Annotated in this window: 18 protein-coding genes and 1 pseudogene; 10 read left to right on the top strand and 9 right to left on the bottom strand. The window is 65.5% G+C overall.

The features are described from left to right. Positions 1 to 440 precede the first annotated feature (440 nt). The 3 genes and pseudogenes from ACTHQS_RS05110 to ACTHQS_RS05100 all read left to right on the top strand — a co-directional run bounded on the left by ACTHQS_RS05110 (position 441) and on the right by ACTHQS_RS05100 (position 4059). Entirely contained in the window at positions 441 to 2336 is a 1896-nt protein-coding gene (locus ACTHQS_RS05110) for a polysaccharide biosynthesis protein (protein ID WP_440166641.1), read from the top strand. Next, positions 2302 to 2454 (top strand): annotated as a pseudogene (locus ACTHQS_RS05105) (alpha-ketoacid dehydrogenase subunit beta); the annotation flags it as partial. The gene ACTHQS_RS05110 and the pseudogene ACTHQS_RS05105, both read left to right, overlap by 35 nt. Before the next feature lie 870 nt (positions 2455 to 3324). Beyond that, a complete protein-coding gene (locus ACTHQS_RS05100; RefSeq protein ID WP_440166639.1) occupies positions 3325 to 4059 on the top strand; it encodes a glycoside hydrolase family 16 protein in 735 nt (244 codons plus the stop codon). 42 nt (positions 4060 to 4101) lie between these two features. On the opposite strand, the gene ACTHQS_RS05095 is transcribed toward ACTHQS_RS05100, so the two are convergent. Further along, positions 4102 to 5352, bottom strand: coding sequence for an RNA polymerase sigma factor (locus ACTHQS_RS05095; RefSeq protein ID WP_440166637.1), 1251 nt, complete (start codon positions 5350 to 5352; stop codon positions 4102 to 4104). Beyond that, positions 5352 to 5687 (bottom strand): YciI family protein, encoded by a 336-nt coding sequence (locus ACTHQS_RS05090; RefSeq protein ID WP_440166635.1) that lies wholly within the window; start codon positions 5685 to 5687, stop codon positions 5352 to 5354. The genes ACTHQS_RS05095 and ACTHQS_RS05090 overlap by 1 nt, the downstream gene beginning before the upstream one ends. Before the next feature lie 195 nt (positions 5688 to 5882). On the opposite strand from ACTHQS_RS05090, the gene ACTHQS_RS05085 reads away from it, so the two are divergent. Then, positions 5883 to 7334, top strand: a complete 1452-nt coding sequence (locus ACTHQS_RS05085; RefSeq protein WP_440166633.1) for an FAD-dependent monooxygenase — start codon at positions 5883 to 5885, stop codon at positions 7332 to 7334. 330 nt (positions 7335 to 7664) lie between these two features. On the opposite strand, the gene ACTHQS_RS05080 is transcribed toward ACTHQS_RS05085, so the two are convergent. Further along, the gene (locus tag ACTHQS_RS05080; protein ID WP_440166632.1) at positions 7665 to 8402 is read right to left on the bottom strand and encodes a GAF and ANTAR domain-containing protein; all 738 of its coding nucleotides are present in this window, start codon (positions 8400 to 8402) and stop codon (positions 7665 to 7667) included. A 143-nt stretch (positions 8403 to 8545) separates the two neighbouring features. Between ACTHQS_RS05080 and ACTHQS_RS05075 the strand changes: the two genes are divergently transcribed. Then, positions 8546 to 9724 (top strand): acyltransferase family protein, encoded by a 1179-nt coding sequence (locus ACTHQS_RS05075; protein ID WP_440166630.1) that lies wholly within the window; start codon positions 8546 to 8548, stop codon positions 9722 to 9724. Between the two features lie 32 nt (positions 9725 to 9756). Here the strand turns inward: ACTHQS_RS05075 and ACTHQS_RS05070 are convergent, their stop codons facing one another. From ACTHQS_RS05070 to ACTHQS_RS05060, 3 genes are all read right to left on the bottom strand, one after another. Further along, positions 9757 to 10494 carry a cation transporter gene (locus tag ACTHQS_RS05070; RefSeq protein WP_440166628.1) on the bottom strand — a complete coding sequence of 246 codons (738 nt, stop codon included), beginning with the start codon at positions 10492 to 10494 and terminating at the stop codon, positions 9757 to 9759. Beyond that, positions 10491 to 10817, bottom strand: a complete 327-nt coding sequence (locus ACTHQS_RS05065) for an ArsR/SmtB family transcription factor (protein ID WP_440166626.1) — start codon at positions 10815 to 10817, stop codon at positions 10491 to 10493. The genes ACTHQS_RS05070 and ACTHQS_RS05065 overlap by 4 nt, the downstream gene beginning before the upstream one ends. 116 nt (positions 10818 to 10933) lie before the next feature. Next, positions 10934 to 12472: an LCP family protein gene (locus tag ACTHQS_RS05060; protein WP_440166624.1), complete on the bottom strand. Its 1539-nt coding sequence runs from the start codon at positions 12470 to 12472 to the stop codon at positions 10934 to 10936. Between the two features lie 201 nt (positions 12473 to 12673). Between ACTHQS_RS05060 and ftsW the strand changes: the two genes are divergently transcribed. Both ftsW and ACTHQS_RS05050 read left to right on the top strand, forming a co-directional pair. Continuing rightward, positions 12674 to 13969 carry a putative lipid II flippase FtsW gene (gene ftsW, locus ACTHQS_RS05055; protein ID WP_440166622.1) on the top strand — a complete coding sequence of 432 codons (1296 nt, stop codon included), beginning with the start codon at positions 12674 to 12676 and terminating at the stop codon, positions 13967 to 13969. Beyond that, positions 13953 to 15185 carry an MFS transporter gene (locus ACTHQS_RS05050; RefSeq protein WP_440166620.1) on the top strand — a complete coding sequence of 411 codons (1233 nt, stop codon included), beginning with the start codon at positions 13953 to 13955 and terminating at the stop codon, positions 15183 to 15185. The genes ftsW and ACTHQS_RS05050 overlap by 17 nt, the downstream gene beginning before the upstream one ends. Before the next feature lie 14 nt (positions 15186 to 15199). On the opposite strand, the gene ACTHQS_RS05045 is transcribed toward ACTHQS_RS05050, so the two are convergent. Both ACTHQS_RS05045 and ACTHQS_RS05040 read right to left on the bottom strand, forming a co-directional pair. Further along, positions 15200 to 15346 (bottom strand): hypothetical protein, encoded by a 147-nt coding sequence (locus tag ACTHQS_RS05045; protein WP_175316166.1) that lies wholly within the window; start codon positions 15344 to 15346, stop codon positions 15200 to 15202. A gap of 345 nt (positions 15347 to 15691) precedes the next feature. Continuing rightward, positions 15692 to 16384 carry an ANTAR domain-containing protein gene (locus tag ACTHQS_RS05040; protein WP_440166618.1) on the bottom strand — a complete coding sequence of 231 codons (693 nt, stop codon included), beginning with the start codon at positions 16382 to 16384 and terminating at the stop codon, positions 15692 to 15694. Positions 16385 to 16667: 283 nt separating this feature from the next. On the opposite strand from ACTHQS_RS05040, the gene ACTHQS_RS05035 reads away from it, so the two are divergent. Further along, positions 16668 to 17186: a MarR family winged helix-turn-helix transcriptional regulator gene (locus tag ACTHQS_RS05035; RefSeq protein ID WP_440166616.1), complete on the top strand. Its 519-nt coding sequence runs from the start codon at positions 16668 to 16670 to the stop codon at positions 17184 to 17186. Positions 17187 to 17247: 61 nt separating this feature from the next. Next, positions 17248 to 17742 carry a hypothetical protein gene (locus tag ACTHQS_RS05030; RefSeq protein ID WP_440166614.1) on the top strand — a complete coding sequence of 165 codons (495 nt, stop codon included), beginning with the start codon at positions 17248 to 17250 and terminating at the stop codon, positions 17740 to 17742. Between the two features lie 160 nt (positions 17743 to 17902). Here ACTHQS_RS05030 and ACTHQS_RS05025 read toward each other — a convergent pair whose 3' ends face one another. Then, on the bottom strand, positions 17903 to 18226 hold the full coding sequence (locus ACTHQS_RS05025) for a hypothetical protein (RefSeq protein WP_440166612.1): 324 nt from the start codon (positions 18224 to 18226) through the stop codon (positions 17903 to 17905). A 307-nt stretch (positions 18227 to 18533) separates the two neighbouring features. On the opposite strand from ACTHQS_RS05025, the gene trxB reads away from it, so the two are divergent. Then, positions 18534 to 19511: a thioredoxin-disulfide reductase gene (trxB, locus tag ACTHQS_RS05020; RefSeq protein ID WP_440166610.1), complete on the top strand. Its 978-nt coding sequence runs from the start codon at positions 18534 to 18536 to the stop codon at positions 19509 to 19511. The last annotated feature ends 50 nt before the right edge of the window (positions 19512 to 19561 follow it).

Here is a 19561-nt window from a genome sequence, read left to right as displayed (position 1 = left end):
CAAGCCGTCGCGACCCTGAATGCAATTAATACCTCGTTCCTGGGCGTAGTCGTCAACAAGGCCGGCAGGACCGAACGTAAACAGTCACAGTTCGAATGCGCCCCAGACTCTTCATAGATCGGGCGAGCAGCGGACAACTAAGACAAACGGGGATGTTCCTGTACAGGGGAAGTCACTACGAGGATGCCGCGGCCGGTGGGGAAGGCCTTAGGGGAGCGTATCGGGGTTTGGGGCGGAGGTAAGTAGAGCGCTCGGCAGTTGCGTAGGGTAGTGGGGGTTTGAAAACAGGTAGTTTCAACGGTTTCTTGTTTCGGTTGCGGGACCTAGCTTTCTGTTATGAAAATCCTTCAGGAGGTTATACCCGGCCTTGAAGCCGGTATTGTCGGATATTCTGGCGGTGGGAGCGGGGGCTATCCTGGGTTTATCTCATTTGGTTTGCCATGAATTCGGGTTTCGGCGGGTTGAGGCACCCCCGAATCACTGTTGGTGGGGCTTCAGGCCGGCTGGGTTTTCGGCGCGGCGTGTGGGCGGATCGTGGAAGTACTGGGATAAAGCCGGCGCGGGTTTTTCGTTGGCGAGAATATCTTTTGGATGCGGGAGTGTGGGCTTTTGCCCTGCCGGTTGCTACGTTGATTCGGTTGGATTTTGATCCCGCTAGGATGACATCCGCGGTTGTCGGCGTTGCTGTTTTGACTGCCGCCTTATTGCAGGGGTTGTCCGGGTGGGCTCTTGGCCTCTACAGATATGTTCACCCCTACGGCTCACGGCCGGACGCTCAAAACCTTCTTTTGGTTGTTGCCTCGGTTGGTCTATCGCTGGCCCTTGGCAGACTGGTGGTTCCGGCCCCAGACGATTTCCCTCGGAGCGTGCCCTTCATCGGGTTGCTCGTTGCCTTTGTGATAATGGCGGACGTGCGTTTGGTGGGCCGCGCACGGAGGGAGCGGGCTATGCGCCCGGGAGAATCGGCCGCCCCGGCTCTTGTCTATGGTGCGGGCCACGTGGGGCAGCACGTAATCCAGCAGATGAGCAGGGACAGGTTTTCTCCTTTCCGGCCAGTGGGCACAATTGACGATAATCCTCTGCTTCGGAATTTCCGAGTCGAAGGACTTCCGGTCCTGGGCGGCCGGGCTCAGTTAGGGCAGGTTGCGCGGGACACGGGTGCTGAAGTGCTGATTTTTGCGATCGCTCGGGCTGATGCTGAATTGTTGCGGGAAGTCTCTGATATTGCGGACGCTGCGGGGCTTCGGCTTCTGGTCCTGCCCCCGCTGGCCGAAGTACTACAGGGCCGCGCCAAACTAGGTGATTTACGTGACGTGTCAATCAATGATCTGATCGGCAGGCACCCTGTGGATACCGAGTTTGAGTCTATTGCGGGGTTCATCACCAACAGGCGTGTCTTGGTTACGGGGGCGGGCGGATCGATAGGTTCTGAGCTCTGCCGCGAACTCATGCGGTTTACGCCCGCGGAGGTCATCATGCTCGACCGAGATGAATCAGGTCTTCATGGAACGCAGATGTCGATCTCGGGTCACGGGTTGCTCGACAGTGACGAGGTGGTTCTTGCCGACATTCGAGACGAGAAGACCATAGAAGCAATTTTTTTGAACCGACGCCCTGAAGTGGTTTTCCATGCTGCTGCGCTGAAGCATCTGCCGATGTTGGAGCAATACCCGCATGAGGCCTGGCAGACCAATGTGCTTGGGACCCTTAACGTCCTGCGTGCTGCCAAGGCGGCCGGGGTCGAAACTTTCGTGAACATCTCAACAGACAAGGCGGCCAACCCAATCAGTGTTCTAGGCCATTCAAAGCGGCTCGGTGAAAGGCTGACCGCTTGGTTTGCCCAGGATACTACGAAGGCTTACCTATCGGTACGATTTGGAAACGTGATAGGTAGCCGCGGCTCCATGTTGCCTACGTTTGCTGCACAAATTGCGGCTGGCGGTCCGCTGACCGTTACTCATCCGGACGTTACCCGCTACTTCATGACCATTCCCGAGGCTTGTCAGTTGGTGGTCCAGGCCGGGGCGATTGGCCGCCCTGGTGAGGTGCTAATCCTGGATATGGGGTCCCCGGTTCGGATCATGGACGTAGCTAAACGAATGATCGCAATGTCGGGTCGAGCTATCCCTATTTCAATCACCGGCCTTCGTCAGGGCGAAAAGCTGCACGAGGATCTAGTTGGACTCGGCGAGACCGATAAGCGCCCGATCCACCCGAAAATCAGTCATACCGGCGCGCCGCCGTTGTCCCCGGGCGATCTCGTATCCAACCACTGGATCCTCAGGACCACTCGGGCGATCGATGAACTCCTGCAAGAGCGAGCCGAAAAGCATTAGCGTGTTTGGCGAGAGACGGGGTATGCTGGGAGGCATTTTCCGCATCACGGATGGCCTCACCGCGACGCTCGGCGAGCAGCACTGCTTCGACACCCCGCTAGCAGAGTCCGGCATCGTGCGGCGGCGCCGGTTGCGGGCCAACTGATCGGCCCTTCAACCTGGCTTAGTAGCCGGAAACGGCACACGCGTTGGAAATCTTTTCCGCATCAGGGTCTTTACGCACCGGCAGCAGGTTATTAAAGTGGGAGGCGTCATAGTCCGGATGGGCGCCGGGGGGCGTCCGGGAAGGGGGATTGCGCATCACCGCTGACCGATACCAGAAGACAATTGACCACTACGTTGAAGGCCCCTCCTAGGAGGGGCCTTCCCTTCGCCCGGCAATCCAGAGGCAGCGCCCTGCCAATCCGGCTCCGGGGCAGGCGCCAATTGTAGCGACGCATGCGGGCTCATGAGGCAGTTGAGGCAAAGACAGGTACCCCGGGAAGCCGCCCCGAGGGATGACCAGGAAACCTGAGTACCCCATACTCATGACCTTTCGGACCAGCCGTCCGTAGGATGGACCGGACCAGAGGGACGGAGATGCTGCGCCAGGTCCGCCCCACACCGCGGGATTCAGGGGGAGAACAGCTATGCAAGCACCCGTTGCGGCTTCCGTTGCCTCTTGGTGGGCCAGCGGTAAAAACCACTAACTCTGTTTGGACGGAGGCACGCCTTGCAGACATTTGCGCACCTTGCCCGCGGTATTGTGCTGGTGCTGGTCCTGGCTCTGACGGCTGCCGCCTGCGGCGACCTCAGAGCTCCTGCAGGTTCAGAGCCCAGATCAGGTGCTGATCCGGGAAGCCAGATAACCGACACTGCAGAGCCGGCGACGGATGATCCAACTCGGGCGCAGGAGCCCTCTGCAGCCCCTGAGGTGTCGCAGGAAATAAACCCCTCCGCAGCTTCCGGTCCTTCCCGAGCCGCAGACCCCACGGCAGCCTCCGAGGCCATGCCGACCGCCGACCTGCCTGGCTGGAGGCACGTCTTCGCGGAGGATTTCACCGAGGGAAATGTCCCCCTGGGCGGGTTTCCCGGCCCCGTCTACAGCTCCAGATGGAGCGAGAACTACGCCGATGGGACGCCGGACACAGCGGCGCAACAGCAACCCAAGGGCGCCCGGACTTCCGGGTACTACCCCTCGAAGGTCCTGAGTGTCCATGACGGCGTCTTGGACATGTATCTGCACTCCGAAAACGGAGTAGCCATGGGTGCGGCGCCGTCGCCCAAACTCGACGGCGCCAGTCAGCGGCCCTACAACAGCCTGGTGTACGGCCGGTACTCGGTGCGATTCAAGGCCGATGCATTGGCGGGCTTCAAACTGGCGTGGCTGCTGTGGCCCGACAGCAAGCAGTGGCCGCAGGACGGGGAGATCGATTTTCCGGAGGGGGACCTGTCAAAAGTAATATACGCTGCCGTGCATGGCGTGGAGGCGGGTGAACACCGTAGTGACGTCTTCCGTCCTGCCCAGCCCTACGGGGACTGGCACATCGCCACCACCGAGTGGCGTGCCGATGGCATCGAATTCTTCCTCGACGGAAAATCGCTGGGCATCTCTACACGGTTCATACCGAACAAGCCGATGCACTATATCTTGCAGACCGAGTCCTGCTCACCAACATGTCCGCTGCCTGAAACCAACGGTCATGTCCTGCTGGACTGGGTAGCCATATGGGCAAGGACCTAGCGCCTTCCACACACGCTTTCCCGTTGACCCGGCACTATCTGGTCATCCAGGTTTCCCGTCCAGCCGGCTTTGAAGGAAACGGCGTTCTGCTTGGTTGTCGGTGAGGATCAAAGCTTCCCCGAACGCAACCCGGGCCTCCTCCAGGCGGCCCAGCCTGACCAAAAAGTCGCCCCGGGCGGCCGCAAGGTACGGGTAGCGCGCCAGTTGCGGTTCGATTCCGAGTGCATCCAGGTCTGCCAGCCCTTCCGCGTACCCGACGGCAAACCCGAGGGCGATGCCTCGGTTGAGCCGGACCACGGGGGAGGGCCACCGTTGCATCAGCAGGTTGTAAAGGCCCAGGATCTCGTGCCAGTCGGTAGCGGACCATGAAGGGCTCTCGTCGTGTACCGCTGCGATGGCTGCCATGAGAGCAAAGCGGCCGGGCGGCGCTGCAGCCAGTGACTCCGGCAGGAGCGCCACTCCTTCCCCGATGGCATCCCGGTCCCATTTCGACCGGTCCTGGTCCTCCAGCAGGATGAGGTCCTGGTGCCCGTCCAGCCGGGCCCCGGTCCGCGCCTCGGTGAGCAGGACCAAAGCCAGGAGCCCGGCGACATCGGGATCCCTGGGGAGCAGGACGCGGAGCATCCGTGCCAGTTCCACCCCGCGTTCGGCGAGGTCCCGGCGCATCAGGTCGGCGCCCGACGGGGCCGTGTGCCCTGTGGTGTACACCAGGTAGACAACCGCAAGCACCCCGTCCACACGCTCATGCAACCCGGATGCATCGGGTACGCGGTACGGGATGTTCGCTGCAGCAATCTTCTTTTTCGCGCGGGTGATGCGTGCCGCCATGGTGGCCTCTGGAACCAGGAACGCGCTCGCCACTTCCGACGTGGACAGCCCGCAGAGGAGCCGCAGCGTCAGGGCCACCTGGGCTTCAAGTGCAAGGGCGGGATGGCAGCAGGTGAAGATGAGCCGCAGCCGGTCATCCGGAATGTCGTGGGACTCGGGGTCCGCGTCGCCACTGCCCGGATCCCGTTCCACCAGCTTGGGCAGCGACCGTCGGGCCGTGGCCGCCCGGCGGCGCATGTCCAGGGCCTTCCGCCGGGCGGCAACTGTCAGCCATGCGCCCACATTGCTGGGAATCCCGGTCCTGTCCCAGCTGGACAACGCGCTGGCGTACGCGTCCTGGACGGCTTCCTCTGCGGTATCGATGTCGCCGGAAACAGCTACGGTGGCCGCCAGTACGAAGGCCCACTCGCGCCGGTGCGCTTCCGCGACGGCGGCAGCAACCTGGGGGCTGGCGGCGTGTGGCATCAGCTGACCACTCGGACCGGCCACACTTCAACCCCGACGCCGGTGGGAACTTCCTTGCCGATCTCCAGCGCCTCGTCGAGGTCGGCCGCGTCGATGAGATAGTAGCCGCCCAGGGTTTCCTTCGACTCGATGAACGGGCCATCAGTGACCAGGAACCCGCCGGCCCCGTCGCGCCTGATTGACGTGGCCGTCGAAGCCGGGTGCAGGGCGGCGCCGCTAAGCAGTGAGGCGCCGCGCCGCTGCATGAACTCCTGGTAGCTGGCACTGATCGATTCGCCTTCGGCCTGCCTGGCCACCGCTTCGTCCTGGTAGATCAGGATCAGGTACTTGGACATGTCGTGCTCCTTTTCGCTTGCCGTCAGAGGCTCTTGTTTGGAGCCCCTACCCAAACGACGCGGATGCATAGCGAAAATCGACAACTGCGGCAGGATCCCTTCCATTTCCAAGGTACCTCGCGCCGGGGGCCTTGCCGCAAGGCCCCCGAGGTGCCCCATACTGGCGGTCGGCAAACGACGCGAACGGGGACCGAAATGCATGACCTAGCAGTAGTGGGGAGCGGGCCCACGGGGCTGATGCTGGCGGGGGAGCTCCGGCTCGCGGGGGTTGATGCCCTTGTCCTGGAACGGCGCCCGTCCCAGGAGCTGGCCGGCTCGCGCGGCGGCGGCATTCATTCACGCACCATCGAGCTGCTGGACCAACGCGGCATCGCGGACCGGTTCCTCGCCGCGGGCAAGACCGTCCAGACCGCCACCTTCGGCGGCACCCAGCTGGACCTGGGCGGCCTGCCCACGCGCCACCCCTACACGCTGGCGCTGTTCCAGAACCACATCGAGCGGCTGCTGCTTGAGTGGGTTGAGGAGTTGGGGGTGGAAATCAGGCGTGGCGTGGAGGTCACCGGAGTGTCAGCGGACGACGGCGGCGTGGACGTCCGGCTTGCCGCCGGCGGACCGGTGCGGGCCGGCTACGTCGTGGGCGCCGACGGTGGCCGAAGCATGGTGCGGCGGTCGGCAGGCATTCCGATGGCAGGTCCGGACGCGACGCGGAGCAGCCTGATCGCGGAGGTGAAGGTGGCGGGGGAGCCCGTCCAGCAGGGGAAGGTGGACGCGCGTGGCATCCACGGGCTTTACCCGATGGGCGACGGAACGGTCCGGGTGGTGGTGACCGAGGCCTCCCTTGGCCCGGCCACCGAGCCCACCCTGGCAGACCTGCGGCAGGCGCTGACGGAGGTCTTCGGCACCGACTTCGGTGTGCACAGCCCCACCTGGCTGTCGCGCTTCACCGACGCCACCCGGCAGGCGGAGGCGTACCGGAAGGGAAGGGTGCTGCTGGCCGGGGACGCCGCCCATGTCCACTCACCGACGGGCGGGCTCGGCATCGGCCTGGGGCTGCAGGACGCCGTGAACCTCGGCTGGAAACTGGGGCAGGTGGTGCGGGGCGTCTCCGGCGAGGACCTGCTGGACACGTATCACGCGGAGCGGCACCCGGCGGGGGAGCGGGCGCTCAAATACACCATGGCGCAGTCCCTCTTCCAGAAGGCCGATCCGCGGCAGGAAGCGTTGCGCGACCTGCTTGGCGAGGTGCTCCGCGTTGATGGTGCAGGGGCACCCGTCGCGGCGCTCATCACCGGGCTCGACGTCGCTTACGACCTGGGTCCCGGCCACCCGCTTCTGGGTCGCCGGATGCCGGACCTGAACATCGGCACGGCGGATGGCCCGGCCCGGACATACCAGTTGCTGCACAGTGCGCGTCCGGTGCTGCTGGAATTTAGCGGCCCGGCGCTGGAGCCTGGCGCGTGGTCCGGCTGCATACAGCACCTCAGGGCAACGTACGACGGCGCGTGGCAGCTTCCCGTGCTGGGTGCGGTTGCTGCGCCCACGGCAGTCCTGGTCCGGCCGGACGGCTACGTGGCCTGGGTGGGCGAGGGGTCAGCGGACGGGCTCGCCGAGGCCCTCGGCATGTGGTTCGGCAAGCGGGACCGGTGAAGAAGTGACGAGCCACGGCGGCGTCACGGATGCATTACTTGGGAGAAATTGAGCGAAAAATGCGGGACCGCCCCCTATTGCCACGGGGCCGGCCTCTGTTAAGCTGAGGTCCTGGTCAGGCAGGCGGCCATTCTGTTGCCGCCAAGGAACCAGCTTTATCGCCACCCCGCCACTTCGGCCGGGCTAAATGGCCAACCACTCCTGGGCGCGCAACAGTCCGCAAAGCTGACGCGGGTGTTGCCCAGGGAAATCCTATTTTCGGGGGTGGGCCACATCCGCGTCGTTTCACTCCGGGAGCCACCAGCGTCGCTGGCTTCCGGAGCCCGGGCTTTAGTCGTCGAAGTGCGCGTTGGCATCCTGGGATGCCGAAAAGCGGGACACAAGCGCTTCGGCCAGCTCGTTGAGCTTTTGATTACGGGTATTGGAAGCGCTGCGGAGAATTTCAAACGCCCTGTCCTTGCTGCACTTGTTCTCCGCCATGATGATCCCGCAGGCCAGGTCAATCGCCGTTCTGGTGTCCATCGCGGCCTTCATGTTCTCGGCTCGCTGGTCGGCTGATGCGATCCGGACGGCGAGCCGCAGCGCCTTGCCTGCCATGTCGGCGAACCGCATCCCCTCGGCCACTCCCTGCTCGGTGAAAACTCCACTGACGGGAGCGAAGAAATCAAGGACCGCGCCGGCGTCGTCTTCCAAATTCATTGGGATGCCCATGGAGGTGGCGATACCTGCAGCTGCAAGGGCGCTGCGGTACTCAGGCCAACGCGGGTCGGAGGACACATCACCAAGTAGGACGGGAACGCCGTTTTCCAGGGCCTCGATGCAGGGCCCGTCGCCCAGGTCCTGTTCGATGCGGTCAATTACCACCGCCCTGCCGCTGCTGCCACCGATGGTGATGGTGCGTTTTCGCCGGTGCAGCGTCACTGCGCACTCGATGGGTACGCCCGTGGCGCCCGTCATGGCTGCGGCTGCCAGCCCCGTGAGCCCGTCCAGCACGGATTTGATGTCCTCCATTCCTGCGACGAGATCCACGAGCCCTTCGAGGTCATCTGCCATGTCCTGGTCAATCATGTGTTCAATTTATGAGCGTCGGGTGCCGGCCACAAGGGGCTTTCTTCAGACCTGGTTTCAGCGGGCTCCAAGCTCCCGCCCAGCGCAGTTATGGAAACGTTATATATGCTTGTTGAGTGGTTTTTCGGTCAAGCAGCGGAATTTTGTCAGCAACGGACGCCCCGGCGGCCCCCGGAACCGGGCTCATCGTTGGGCGCAAGCATGCCTTGGACGGGCTCCGGACCGTCGCCGTGGCGGGCGTGTTTTTCTTCCACACCGCCACCGGATCGATGCCCGGGGGCTCCATCGGCGTGGATGTCTTCTTCGCGCTGAGCGGCTTCGTGATCACGCTGCTGATCATGAAGGAGCGGATGGCCACCGGCCGTCTCCACCTGGGCATCTTCTACGCCAAGCGACTGGCGCGGCTGTGGCCGGCGCTGCTGGCACTGTGCGCGGTGATCGTCGGCGTCGGACTCCTTTTCCCTGCCTCCGGTTGGGGCGGCCAGGCCGGTTTCGTCCTTCCCGCCGCCGCCTACGTGATGAACCTGGCGCATTTTGGCATGTTCGGCGACTCCATTGCCGGCGAAACCCTGGGCCCCACCTGGACGCTGGCCGTGGAGGAACAGTTCTACCTGGTGTGGCCGCTGCTCCTGCTGGTGATGCTCCGGTTCTGGAAGGTCCGCACCACAGCCCTGGCCACCGTGGCCCTGGCCGGCGTTTTCGTGCTGAACCGGTTCCTGCTGGTCATTGACGGCCAGCCCTTGGACCGCATCTACAACGGACCGGACACCCGGGCCGACGAACTGTTGATCGGCTGCGCGCTGGCCCTGCTGTTCACTGGGGTGCGGCAGGGTTCCCGGCTGCACAACGCCATGGCATCGGTGGCCCGCTGGGGTGCCCCGCTTGCCGGCCTGGCCCTGGTGGCCGCGCTGTTCCTGCTGAAGGAGCCCGATACCCCCGGCCTTTGGTTCAACACGTTCTGGACCGTGGGCCCCACGGCGCTCGCGCTGCTCTCGGCCGTTCTGATTGGCTCGCTGGTCCTGCAGCCTGCCGGCTTCCTGTCGCGCATCCTCAGCCACCCCTGGCTGGCGCGACCGGGCCGCGACCTGTCCTACGCCATGTACCTCTGGCACCTGCCGGTCTACCTGCTGCTGATCCCCCTCATCCCGGCGCTGCCGCTCCGCATCGCCCTGACCGCAGCCCTCACCCTGCTGCTGGCGTACGCCTCCTTCCGCTTTGTTGAGCGGCCGCTCCGTCTCTGGGCGAACCGGAAGCTGGAGCCCGCCGTCGTGCCTGCCACGCCCAACCCCGCCAAGGCGCCCGCGGCGGCATCAGCCGGTTAGGCCGCACGCGTCCTCTGCTGGCTGCCCGGAAGTCAGCCCTTCCTGACGGTGGGCAGGCCCAGCGGCTGCGGGCCGGCTGAAGACGCAGGACTGGAGCAGCCGGGGCAGCAGCCTGCCTGTTCTTCCTCCGCTTCCGCCCGGTGCGGAACAGCGCAGCAGGCGTCCCCGCGCCAGGCGTTGATGCCTTCGCGGACCGCGATTCCGGCGATGACCAGAGCTGCGCCGGCGTCGGCCCACCACCAGCCCAGGGCGCCGTTCAGGACCAGGCCAAGCAGTAGCACCGCGGAGAGGTACGTGCACAGCAGCGTCTGCTTGGAGTCCGCTACGGCCGTCCTGGACCCGAGTTCCCGCCCGGCACGGCGCTGCGCCCAGGACAGGACGGGCATGATGACCAGGCTCAATGCCGCAATCACGATGCCCGGCACCGAGTGTTGCGCTTCCCCGGCCCCGGCCAGGGAGCGGAGCGAATCCACGGCCACGAAGGCGGCCAGGGCGAAGAAGGAAACGGCGATGATCCGCAGCGTCAGATGTTCGCGCCGCTCCGGGTCCGTGGCGGAGAACTGCCATGACACCGCCAGGGCGGAAGCCACTTCGATCACCGAATCCAGGCCGAAGCCGATCAGTGCGGATGAATCAGCCGCGCCGCCGGCCCACAGCGCCACGATGGCCTCAATGACGTTGTAGGTGATGGTGGTTGCTGCGAAGAGCCTGATCCGCCGGCTCAGTACCCGCCGGCGGTCCATGGCGGGTGCGTTCATTGCAGCGCTCATGCCAAGCACTCCCCGTCGGGCGCGCAGCAGGCCGGATCAACCGCCAGGACGACGTTCAGCAGGTCCTTGATGGCGTGTCCGATCCGCTGGTCCGCCAGTTCATACCGGCTCCGCCGTCCGTCGGGCACCGCAACCACCAGGCCGCAGCCGCGCAGGCAGGCCAGGTGGTTGGACATGCTTTGCCGGGACACCTCCAGGCTGTCCGCCAGGTCTGACGGATACGACGGCGACTCCGCAAGCGCCAGCAGCACCCGGGAGCGGGTGGGGTCCGAGACCGCATAGCCGAAGCGGGCCAGCACGGGGGCATGGGTAAGCGTCTGCATCCACCCAAAGTACAGCTGCGGCTGTACTCACGCAAAAGCGCCGCGAGATGGCATTTAAGCGCAGTTCCGGCGCCGGCGACTGCGGTTAAGTGCCATCTCGCGGGGAGGGGAGGGGGCTAGTAACCGGTGGGGTTGGCTGACTGGCAGGTCTGGTCGTTGCCGGTCTGCGCCACCACGCTGCCGGAGGAGTCGGCGGACGACGGCGGTGCAGCGGGTTTGGTGCCGGTGGCAAAGTCCGTGCCGGCGTACAGTTGCACGCCCTGGATGTTCGCCACCTGCTGGACACTGGTGGGCGGCAGCCCGAACAGCGCGGCCACATCCGCGGCGACGTCCTCAAACCCGGCGGAGTAGTACACCATGGTCTGGCTTTGCGCCTGGGCCTGCAGCTTGGTCACCTTGGTGAAGCCGGCATCCGAAAGCAGCCCGGCAATCGCGGTGCTCCGGCCCGCCACGCCGGTGCCGTTGGCGACGGAGACCGGCTGCAGCGACTTGTCGTAGGCCGGCGCCGCAGGGCTTGCAGGCGTTTCCGTGGGTGCTGCGGGGGCAGGCTGGCTAAGGTCCGGGCTGTTGCGCAGGGCCGCAAAGAAATTGGAGGCCGCCGGCTCATCCAGGGCCAGCCGGTTGGGATCCTCTGGGGACGGCACGGTGGGCGTGGTGATGAAGTTAATGCTGGCTGGGTCGATGTTCTTCAGCCGGTTGGCGATAGTGAGCAGCGACGGGATGGAGGACAGCCCCGAATCAACCGTCAGGTTCTTGGTGATGGTGTCCGCGATGGTCAGGGTCTTCTGCGGGTTCCCCAGCGTGCCCTCGGACTTGAGCTTCCGGCTGAGCGAGGCCAGGAAACCCTGCTGGGCCTGGATGCGGCCCAGGTCCCCGCCGTTGGCGAAGGCGTGCCGGGTCCGCAGGAACGCCAGCGCTTGGTCGCCTTGGACCTGCGACGTGCCGGCGGGCAGGGTCAGATGCGAATCGGGATCGTTGACGGCGTCGGTGACGCAGACTTCCACGCCGCCCACCGCGTTGGAGAGCTCCTTCACGGCGTTGAAGTCCGCCATCATGAAGTGGTCCACTTCCAGTCCCGTGAGCTTGTTCACCGTGTCCACGGCGCAGCCGATGCCGGCCTGGGCCATGGCGCTGTTGATCATGGCGTCCTGCTGGGCGGGATACTTCTGGTTGGTCTTGGAATCCGTGCACGCCGGGACGTCCACCAGCAGGTCGCGGGGGAAGCTGACGATGTTGACGTGCTTGTTGTCGGCCGAGATGTCCAGCAGCATCATCACGTCGGAGTGCCCGTAGCCTGAGGACTGGTCCGCAGTGCCGAACTGGCTGTTGTTTCCCTCCCTGGTGTCCGAGCCCAGCACCAGGATCTGCAGCCGGTCCGTGCTGTCATTTACGGCGCCTTCGGTCCGCTGGCCGCCGGCGGTCAGCTCGGAGGTGCTGATGTTGGACTGCAGGCGCCAGGCCCAGTAGCCGCCGAACGCCAGGATGCCCAGGAGCAGCACGGACACCAGGGCGGTGAGGGCCTTGGCCCAGCGCGGGGCACGGCGGAAGGGCCGACGGCGGCGCGAACTGGCGGCGTACAGCTCGCCTTGGCCGGGGTAGGCAGCGGAGCTGGAGCCTTCCTGATCCGGGCCGGGGGATTTTCTGGAACCGAACACGACAAAATAACCTTCGGGAGGGGACAGGTTTCCGCTACACTACAGGCCCAAGCTGGCAATTCCCCCGGAACCATTGCCCTGGCGGGTGTCCCGGTGCAGTCCGCCGGGTACAGGGGGCGTACTCTTTCTTCTCGGCGGTACCCGCCCGGAGATGGGCCCGGCCATGGCGAAGCCCGGGTATGCAGGCTGAGGAACGGACAGATGAATACAGGACAAAAGCAGCGCGGGGCGGGCCGTCCCGCGCGCCGCGGGCTGGGCAAACTGGCGGTGTGGCTCGAGGATGACTCCCCGGGACGCCTCCGGCCGCTGATCCTGGCGGTGGTCCTCACGCTCTCGGCGATCGGACTCGTGGAGGTGGCATCGGCGTCGTCCGTGGAATCCGTGGCGGCAGGAAACAATCCGTACGATCTTCCCCTGAAGCAGGCCATGTGGACCGTGGCCGGCGTGGTGATCATGCTGGTGCTGGCGCGCATGACAGTGCGGCGGATCCGCTGGCTGGGCTGGCCGCTGCTGATCGGCTCCCTGGTGGCCCTGGTGCTGGTGTTCACGCCGCTGGGCATGTCGGTGAACGGCAACCGCAACTGGCTGAGCGTGGGCGGTTTCACCGCGCAGCCGTCCGAGTTCGCCAAACTGGCGCTGATTGTGTGGGCCGCCGGCATCCTGGACAGGAAGCAGGCCCTGCTGGGGCAGTGGAAGCACGCGGTCATCCCCCTGGGACCCGCCGGCGGACTGATCATGGTCATTGTGGCGCTGGGGCATGACCTGGGCACCACCATGATCATCATGTTGATCCTCGCGGCCACCATGTTCTACGGCGGCGTACGGATGAAGGTGTTCTCCGTCGCTGGAATGATCTGCGTGGCAGCGGCCCTGGTGCTCGCGGCCACCAGCGGCAACAGGATGGGCCGGATCTCCTCGTGGCTGGGCATGGGTTCGGACGAGGACGCCCAGGGCATGGGCTACCAGGCGCAGCACGGAGCCTACGCCCTGGCTTCCGGCAGCTGGTTCGGCGTGGGGCTGGGTCAGAGCCGGCAGAAGTGGAACTGGATCCCGGAAGCCCACAACGACTTCATCTTCTCCATCCTCGGCGAGGAGCTGGGCCTGGCCGGTTCACTCCTGGTGCTGGGCCTGTTCGCCATCCTGGCCATTGCCGTGTTCAAGACGATTGCCCGCACCACGGACACGTTCTCCCGGATCGTTGCCTGCAGCGTGATCACCTGGATCCTGGGCCAGGCCGTGATCAACATCGCCATGGTCAGCGGGCTGCTGCCCGTGATCGGCGTGCCGCTGCCGTTCATCTCCTACGGCGGCTCCGCCATGGTCTCCTCCCTGGCCGGGATAGGGGTCATCCTCGCGGTGACCCGTCCCGAAGGAGCTGTTCCCCCTGCCCGCCGCGGCACCCGCGTGTCCCGCGGCCGGTGGCGCGGTGCCGGGCCGAAGAGTGCGGTGGTTGACCGTGCCGCGAAGCAGGCGCGGGAGCATGCCTACCAGCGGTAGCGCCGCAGGGAAGGGTCCCGCGGCGCCCATGACCGCCATCCGCTTCATCCTGGTCTTCGGGATAGTCAGCGCGCTGATGGACATGGTCTACGAGGGCGCCCGGAGCGTCACCGGCCCGTACCTCGGTGCCCTGGGCGCGTCCGCACTCCTGGTCAGCGTGGTCACCGGCGCCGGGGAGGCCGTGGCCCTGGTCCTCCGCCTGGTCTTCGGACGGCTTGCGGACAGGCCCGGGCTTCGCTGGGCACTGGCAATCAGCGGGTACGCGCTGACAGCTGTGTCCGTACCGTTGCTGGGAATCACCGACGCGCTGTGGATTGCCTCCCTCATGGTCCTGGCGGAGCGGCTGGGCAAAGCTGTGCGGAGCCCTGCCAAGGACACCATGCTGGCCGAGGCAGGATCTGCGCTGGGCCAGGGCAAGGCGTTCGCGCTGCACGAGGCGCTGGACCAGGTGGGAGCGCTGCTTGGGCCGCTGCTGGTGGGAGCGGCCCTCGCGTTGTCGGGCAGCTACGGCCCGGGATTCCTTTTGCTGGCTGTTCCGGGTCTGGCAGCCATGCTGATTCTCTTTTGGCTGCGGCGCAGGGTTCCCGATCCAGCCCTATACGAGGACGCGGCAGACCCCGTGCCTGGGGGACCTGGCCCTGTTTCCGGCAACGCTCCGATGCCGCGCCAGTACTGGCTCTACGCCGCGTTCAGCAGCCTGACCATGTTCGGATACGCAACGTTCGGGCTGCTGTCCTTCCACCTGGTGGCCACCGGGCTCCTGCCGCCGGCGGTGGTTCCGGTCCTGTACGCCGCGGCCATGGGAGTGGATGCCGTGGCCGCCCTGGCCTCCGGGTGGCTCTTTGACCGGGTGGGACTGAAAGTCCTCCTGGTCCTGCCCATCCTGGCGGCCGCGGTGCCGTGGCTGGGCTTCAGCAACAACACGGCCTTCGCGGTGACGGGAGTGCTGGTGTGGGGAGCGGCCATGGGCGTCCAGGAGAGCACGATGCGGGCCGGTGTGGCGGGGCTGGCACCGGCAGCCCGGCGGGGGAGTGCCTATGGGATGTTTACCGCGTGCTACGGCCTGGCCTGGCTGGCCGGGAGCTTCCTCATCGGCGTGCTGTACGAGTATTCAATCCCCGCCCTGGCCGTCACCGTCACCGCAGTGCAGGCAGCGGCCTTGGTGGTCTTCGCCGTCGTCCGTCCTCATGCGGTGGGCCCAGGACTGCAGCCGTGAGGGAACGTACTTTCCTAAGCGACCGCTCCGGCAATCTCGGGGCACTCAGCGCAGCGGACGTCCGCAACCAGGGAACCGGCGTCGTCCTTTTGGAAGTGGGTGACGTGATTGGTGGTCCTGCCGCAGGTGGGGCAGAAACTCTGGCTTTGTTTAGTCCACATGCATGAATAATACGGAACGCCGTGATAAAGGGAAGATTTCGGACCTGAAGTATGTGGATCCCCGCACAATCCGTGACCGGATCTTGACCAAACCTGCTGGCGATTCTTCGGGGAACGCTGCGTTTCGCGGCGTAGCTTGGGCGCACCAGGCAGTACCCAGGCAGTACGGAAGGAGCGCAGGAACAATGACCATCACCGATTACTTTGTGGCTCTCGGCGGCATGCTGGCTTCACTCGGATGTGCAGGATTCGTGGCGGCCGGCCTCATCCGGGTACGGTCGCGGCACCAGGCGTAACTGCGGGGGGACAAGCAGGACGGTTCGCTGCGGTTCCCTGGAGTTGTTCCTAGGCAATTGCCGGGGGTTCGAAACGCGTTCTGGGCGCACCGCTGGGCATCGCTTTCAGGATGCTGTCCGCCACGCTGCGGACCTTGATGTTGCGGTTCCTTGAGGTGCCGGCGAGCCTGCTGAAGGCCTCGGCGTAGGAGCAGCGGTTCTGCGCCATGAGCACGCCGCAGGCCACGTCGATGCTGGTCCTGCTCTCCAGTACCTGCTTGAGGTTGTCGCCGGCACGGATCACGCCGTGGACGTCCAGGGCCAGTTTCAGGCTGTGTGCTGCCACCTCGCCGAACCATGCCGCTTCAGGGAGGACCTTGGTGGTGAATCCATAGTTGGCCGGACCCAGGAACACGAGGGCGGCGGACGAGTCCTGCTGCACGTCCAGGGGGAGGACCAGGGCTCCGCCGAAGCCGCGTTCCAGCAACCGGCTCCGGTAGGCCTGCCAGCGCGAGCCGGCCTGGTTGATTACCGTCGGGGCGGCCGGCAGGGAGCCCAGCGCGGTTGGTCCGTCCCTGTAGTCGTCCTCCGAGGAAGCAATGGCGGCGGCGCCCGGCGTGCTTCCGGCAGTGACGGGACGGGACCGCCCGCGGTGCAGCACGGCGGCACACTCAACTGCCGCGCCTGCCGTGGTGCTCATCCAGCGGGAGGCGGCGCCGGCGAGCTTGTGCAGGGACTCTGCCTCGCCGTCGGCCCCTGTCATGAGATCCAGCAGGAAACCCTGCTGCGCGGGCCCCGTGTTGTTTGCCGGGCCAGAAACCACCCTGCACCCCCATCTGCGTTTGCCCCTTGGCCGTGCTGCCGGGGGTTGCATAAAAACCTATTGGGCTGGCCGGGCAGCGGCACGAGTAGCGGGTACTCTACTTTTCCCCGCACGCTGCGCAGGTACGCGTTTGGTCCAGAACTGATGGAGGTAGCGCGCCGGCAAGTGGGCTACCATGGGGTTTGTTAGACGGCCAAGCAAGTAGGATATCGAGGGAAATCGCATGAACCCGCATGGTGCAAGCGAAGGTTCCTGGTACCCAACCGGCGGAGCCGCGCAGCCCGGACCTGTTGATGTCATTAACGCCCTCCGGGAGTTCCGCACCTCGGAAAGCGCCATGAGGCGGCGCACCCGTTCCTCCATGGCTATGGGGGAGACGGACCTTCTGGCTCTTCGCTATCTGATCGACGCGGACGCTGCCGGCGTGGGCGTCCGTCCCACCCAGCTTGCCGCCCGCCTTGGCGTCACCTCGGCGTCGATGACCAGCCTTGTTGACCGGCTTGTGGCGGGTGGCCTCGTTACCCGCCAGCCGCACCCGTCCGACCGGCGCGCCGTCATTCTCAGGCCCACTCCGGGCGCCGGCGAGGAAGTGCGGCACAACCTGGACCAGCTGCACTCGCGAATGCTCGAGGCTGCGGGGTCGCTGTCCACTGAGGAGATCAGGGCCGTCATGCACTTCCTGGTGCGCATGCGGGAGGCCGTGGATGCAGTGGAAGCCGTTCCTGCTGCTGGTACGCGGTAGACAATCGCCTGATCCTAGTTAGACTAGCTACATTGTTGGATAACTACCGGACGGCGGGCGCATGACTGCAGTACTTGAACCACAGGCAGCAGGGCGGCATGTGCCGGTCCTGGCTCACCTTGGGATTCAGCTCCACGCGGCGCCGATGGTGCGTGATGAAGCCTCAATACCTGCGGTGGGGGACGCCCCGGCATCGGATGAGGGCCTTGATGACCCGGGCGCGCCCTTCCATTGCGGCGTGGCCATGACGGCAGGATCGGTTCCGATTGCGTCCCTGGGGTGGGCCCCCCTTGAACTCGGCTCCTCCGAATGGTCCTGCGCTTGCGGCTACACGGTGGACAGCGGTCCCGCCGGTGAGCCGCTGGAATCCGTCCGTCTGGCGTCGGCAAGGGTGGAGAGCCTTCAGTGGGAGCTCGACGCTGCGCAGGGGCAGTTTGACAACGCAGTCAGGACCGCCGCGAAGCGCGGCGCCGGGCAAGAGGCCCTGGGCAGGGCTGCCGGCCTGAGCGCGGTGGAGCTCCGGGACTTCCTGGATGGCGGCGGGCAGTTGATGTAAGTTTTGGGGCCCGCTTAAGGGCCTGGGCCCCGAACAGCCCCGAAGTGCAGCCATCCGTTTGTTCAGATGCAGCTGCACTTGGGGTTGTTTGGAGCGGTGGAGGAAACGATGGCCGGCCTGCTCTGGCCCGAAGCGTGGGCGCGGCGAGCGGCCGGGAGTCCTATGCGGCCAGGCGGGCTGGCCTGGTGCGTGGATGCCGGCGATCGGCCAGCACGCTGATGGTGCAGGGTGCCTGGTCCGGATCGATCTTTGCGGGCAGCTGCCTTGTCTGGGAAGCGGCATGGAGCATGTCCAGCGCCTCCTGATCCACCCAGGCGCTGGAGATGTCGAGCTCCAGGTCCAGACCCTCCTTGAGGGAGTTGGCACGCTTTGCCACGACATAGAGGGCGTTGACGCTGTGGATGGTGATATGCCCCTTTGCAATCACCTGGGCCTTGCTGTGGTCCAGGTCGACCCGGACCACGATATTGAGCTTGGAGTTCACGATGTAAAGCCTTCCCCGGCATTGGCTGCGACGCTGCAGCTTCTTGCATGGCCTGTTTGCTTAAGCCTCAACTAGATTAGGCAACGAATGTGATGCGCGCAACACAGTGACGTTTATTACATCGACCGCAGTTTCCTCCCAGTTTGGGAAACACCTCCGGCCACCGGGATCCTCGTCTTGGCCCTGAGCGTCCAGGCAATGGAACAATCGGACGTGGTGATCAACGCACGCACTGAACAACTGACCACCCGACTCCTGCCCGCGCAGCACGCGGACGCCCAGTAGCACCGCCACCGAAGGACAAGCAATGAGCAAAGAACAGCTGATCATCATCGGCTCCGGCCCCTCCGGCTACACCGCCGCCATCTACGCCGCCCGTGCCGGACTGAACCCTTTGGTCCTGGCCGGGTCCGTCACTGCCGGCGGCGCGCTGATGAACACCACCGAAGTGGAGAACTTTCCGGGCTTCCCCGCTGGCGTCCAGGGCCCCGAGCTGATGGACGGGCTGCAGCAGCAGGCGGAGAAGTTCGGCGCACGCATTGAGTACGACGACGCCACGTCCGTTGACCTGAAGGGTCACGTCAAGCGCGTGGTCACCGGCGGCGGGGAGACCTACGAGGCCCAGGCCGTCATCCTGGCCACCGGATCCGCCTACAAGGAACTCGGCCTGCCGGAGGAAAAGAAGTTCAGCGGCCACGGTGTCTCCTGGTGCGCCACCTGCGACGGATTCTTCTTCCGCGAGCAGGACATCATCGTGGTGGGCGGCGGCGACTCCGCCATGGAGGAAGCAACCTTCCTGACCCGCTTCGGAAAGTCCGTCACCGTCGTCGTCCGCAAGGGCGAACTGCGCGCCTCCCGCATCATGGCACAGCGCGCCAAGGACAACCCCAAGATCCGCTTCGCCTGGAACTCCGCCGTCACCGCCATCCACGGCGACGGGAAGGTCAGCGGCGTCACCCTGACGGACACCCGCACCGGTGAGGCCCGCCACCAGGACGCCACCGGCATTTTCGTGGCCATCGGGCACCTGCCGCGCACCGAGCTGGTGGCCGGCCAGGTGGACCTTGACGAAGAGGGCTACATCAAGGTGGATGCGCCCACCACCTGCACCAACCTGCCCGGCGTCTTTGCCTGCGGCGATGCCGTGGACCACCGCTACCGGCAGGCCATCACCGCCGCGGGCACCGGCTGCGCCGCGGCCCTGGACGCCGAGCGGTTCCTGGCCGCACTGGAGGATGCCGCCAGCATCGCCACGGCGCTGGTGGAGGAACCGACCCACAGCTGAGTTTGTGCTGCAGCCCCCAACTGGCTCGCAGTCCTTGTCGTTATCAGCAC

The organism is Arthrobacter sp. SAFR-044 (genome assembly GCF_051965175.1).
GTDB lineage: Bacteria > Actinomycetota > Actinomycetes > Actinomycetales > Micrococcaceae > Arthrobacter.
Note: the sequence above shows the minus strand (reverse complement) of the source record. Positions and strands in the feature narration are given on the sequence as shown.

Bases quoted from the DNA above. Each gene is read 5' to 3' on its own strand.
- ACTHQS_RS05095 (WP_440166637.1), bottom strand. From the start codon at position 5,352: ATGCCACACGCCGCCAGCCCCCAGGTTGCTGCCGCCGTCGCGGAAGCG.
- ACTHQS_RS05085 (WP_440166633.1), top strand. From the start codon at position 5,883: ATGCATGACCTAGCAGTAGTGGGGAGCGGGCCCACGGGGCTGATGCTG.
- ACTHQS_RS05110 (WP_440166641.1), top strand. From the start codon at position 441: ATGAATTCGGGTTTCGGCGGGTTGAGGCACCCCCGAATCACTGTTGGT.
- ftsW (WP_440166622.1), top strand. From the start codon at position 12,674: ATGAATACAGGACAAAAGCAGCGCGGGGCGGGCCGTCCCGCGCGCCGC.
- ACTHQS_RS05045 (WP_175316166.1), bottom strand. From the start codon at position 15,346: ATGTGGACTAAACAAAGCCAGAGTTTCTGCCCCACCTGCGGCAGGACC.
- ACTHQS_RS05080 (WP_440166632.1), bottom strand. From the start codon at position 8,402: ATGATTGACCAGGACATGGCAGATGACCTCGAAGGGCTCGTGGATCTC.
- ACTHQS_RS05070 (WP_440166628.1), bottom strand. From the start codon at position 10,494: ATGAGCGCTGCAATGAACGCACCCGCCATGGACCGCCGGCGGGTACTG.
- ACTHQS_RS05050 (WP_440166620.1), top strand. From the start codon at position 13,953: ATGCCTACCAGCGGTAGCGCCGCAGGGAAGGGTCCCGCGGCGCCCATG.
- ACTHQS_RS05090 (WP_440166635.1), bottom strand. From the start codon at position 5,687: ATGTCCAAGTACCTGATCCTGATCTACCAGGACGAAGCGGTGGCCAGG.
- ACTHQS_RS05065 (WP_440166626.1), bottom strand. From the start codon at position 10,817: ATGCAGACGCTTACCCATGCCCCCGTGCTGGCCCGCTTCGGCTATGCG.
- ACTHQS_RS05035 (WP_440166616.1), top strand. From the start codon at position 16,668: ATGAACCCGCATGGTGCAAGCGAAGGTTCCTGGTACCCAACCGGCGGA.
- trxB (WP_440166610.1), top strand. From the start codon at position 18,534: ATGAGCAAAGAACAGCTGATCATCATCGGCTCCGGCCCCTCCGGCTAC.
- ACTHQS_RS05040 (WP_440166618.1), bottom strand. From the start codon at position 16,384: ATGACAGGGGCCGACGGCGAGGCAGAGTCCCTGCACAAGCTCGCCGGC.
- ACTHQS_RS05030 (WP_440166614.1), top strand. From the start codon at position 17,248: ATGACTGCAGTACTTGAACCACAGGCAGCAGGGCGGCATGTGCCGGTC.
- ACTHQS_RS05100 (WP_440166639.1), top strand. From the start codon at position 3,325: ATGCCGACCGCCGACCTGCCTGGCTGGAGGCACGTCTTCGCGGAGGAT.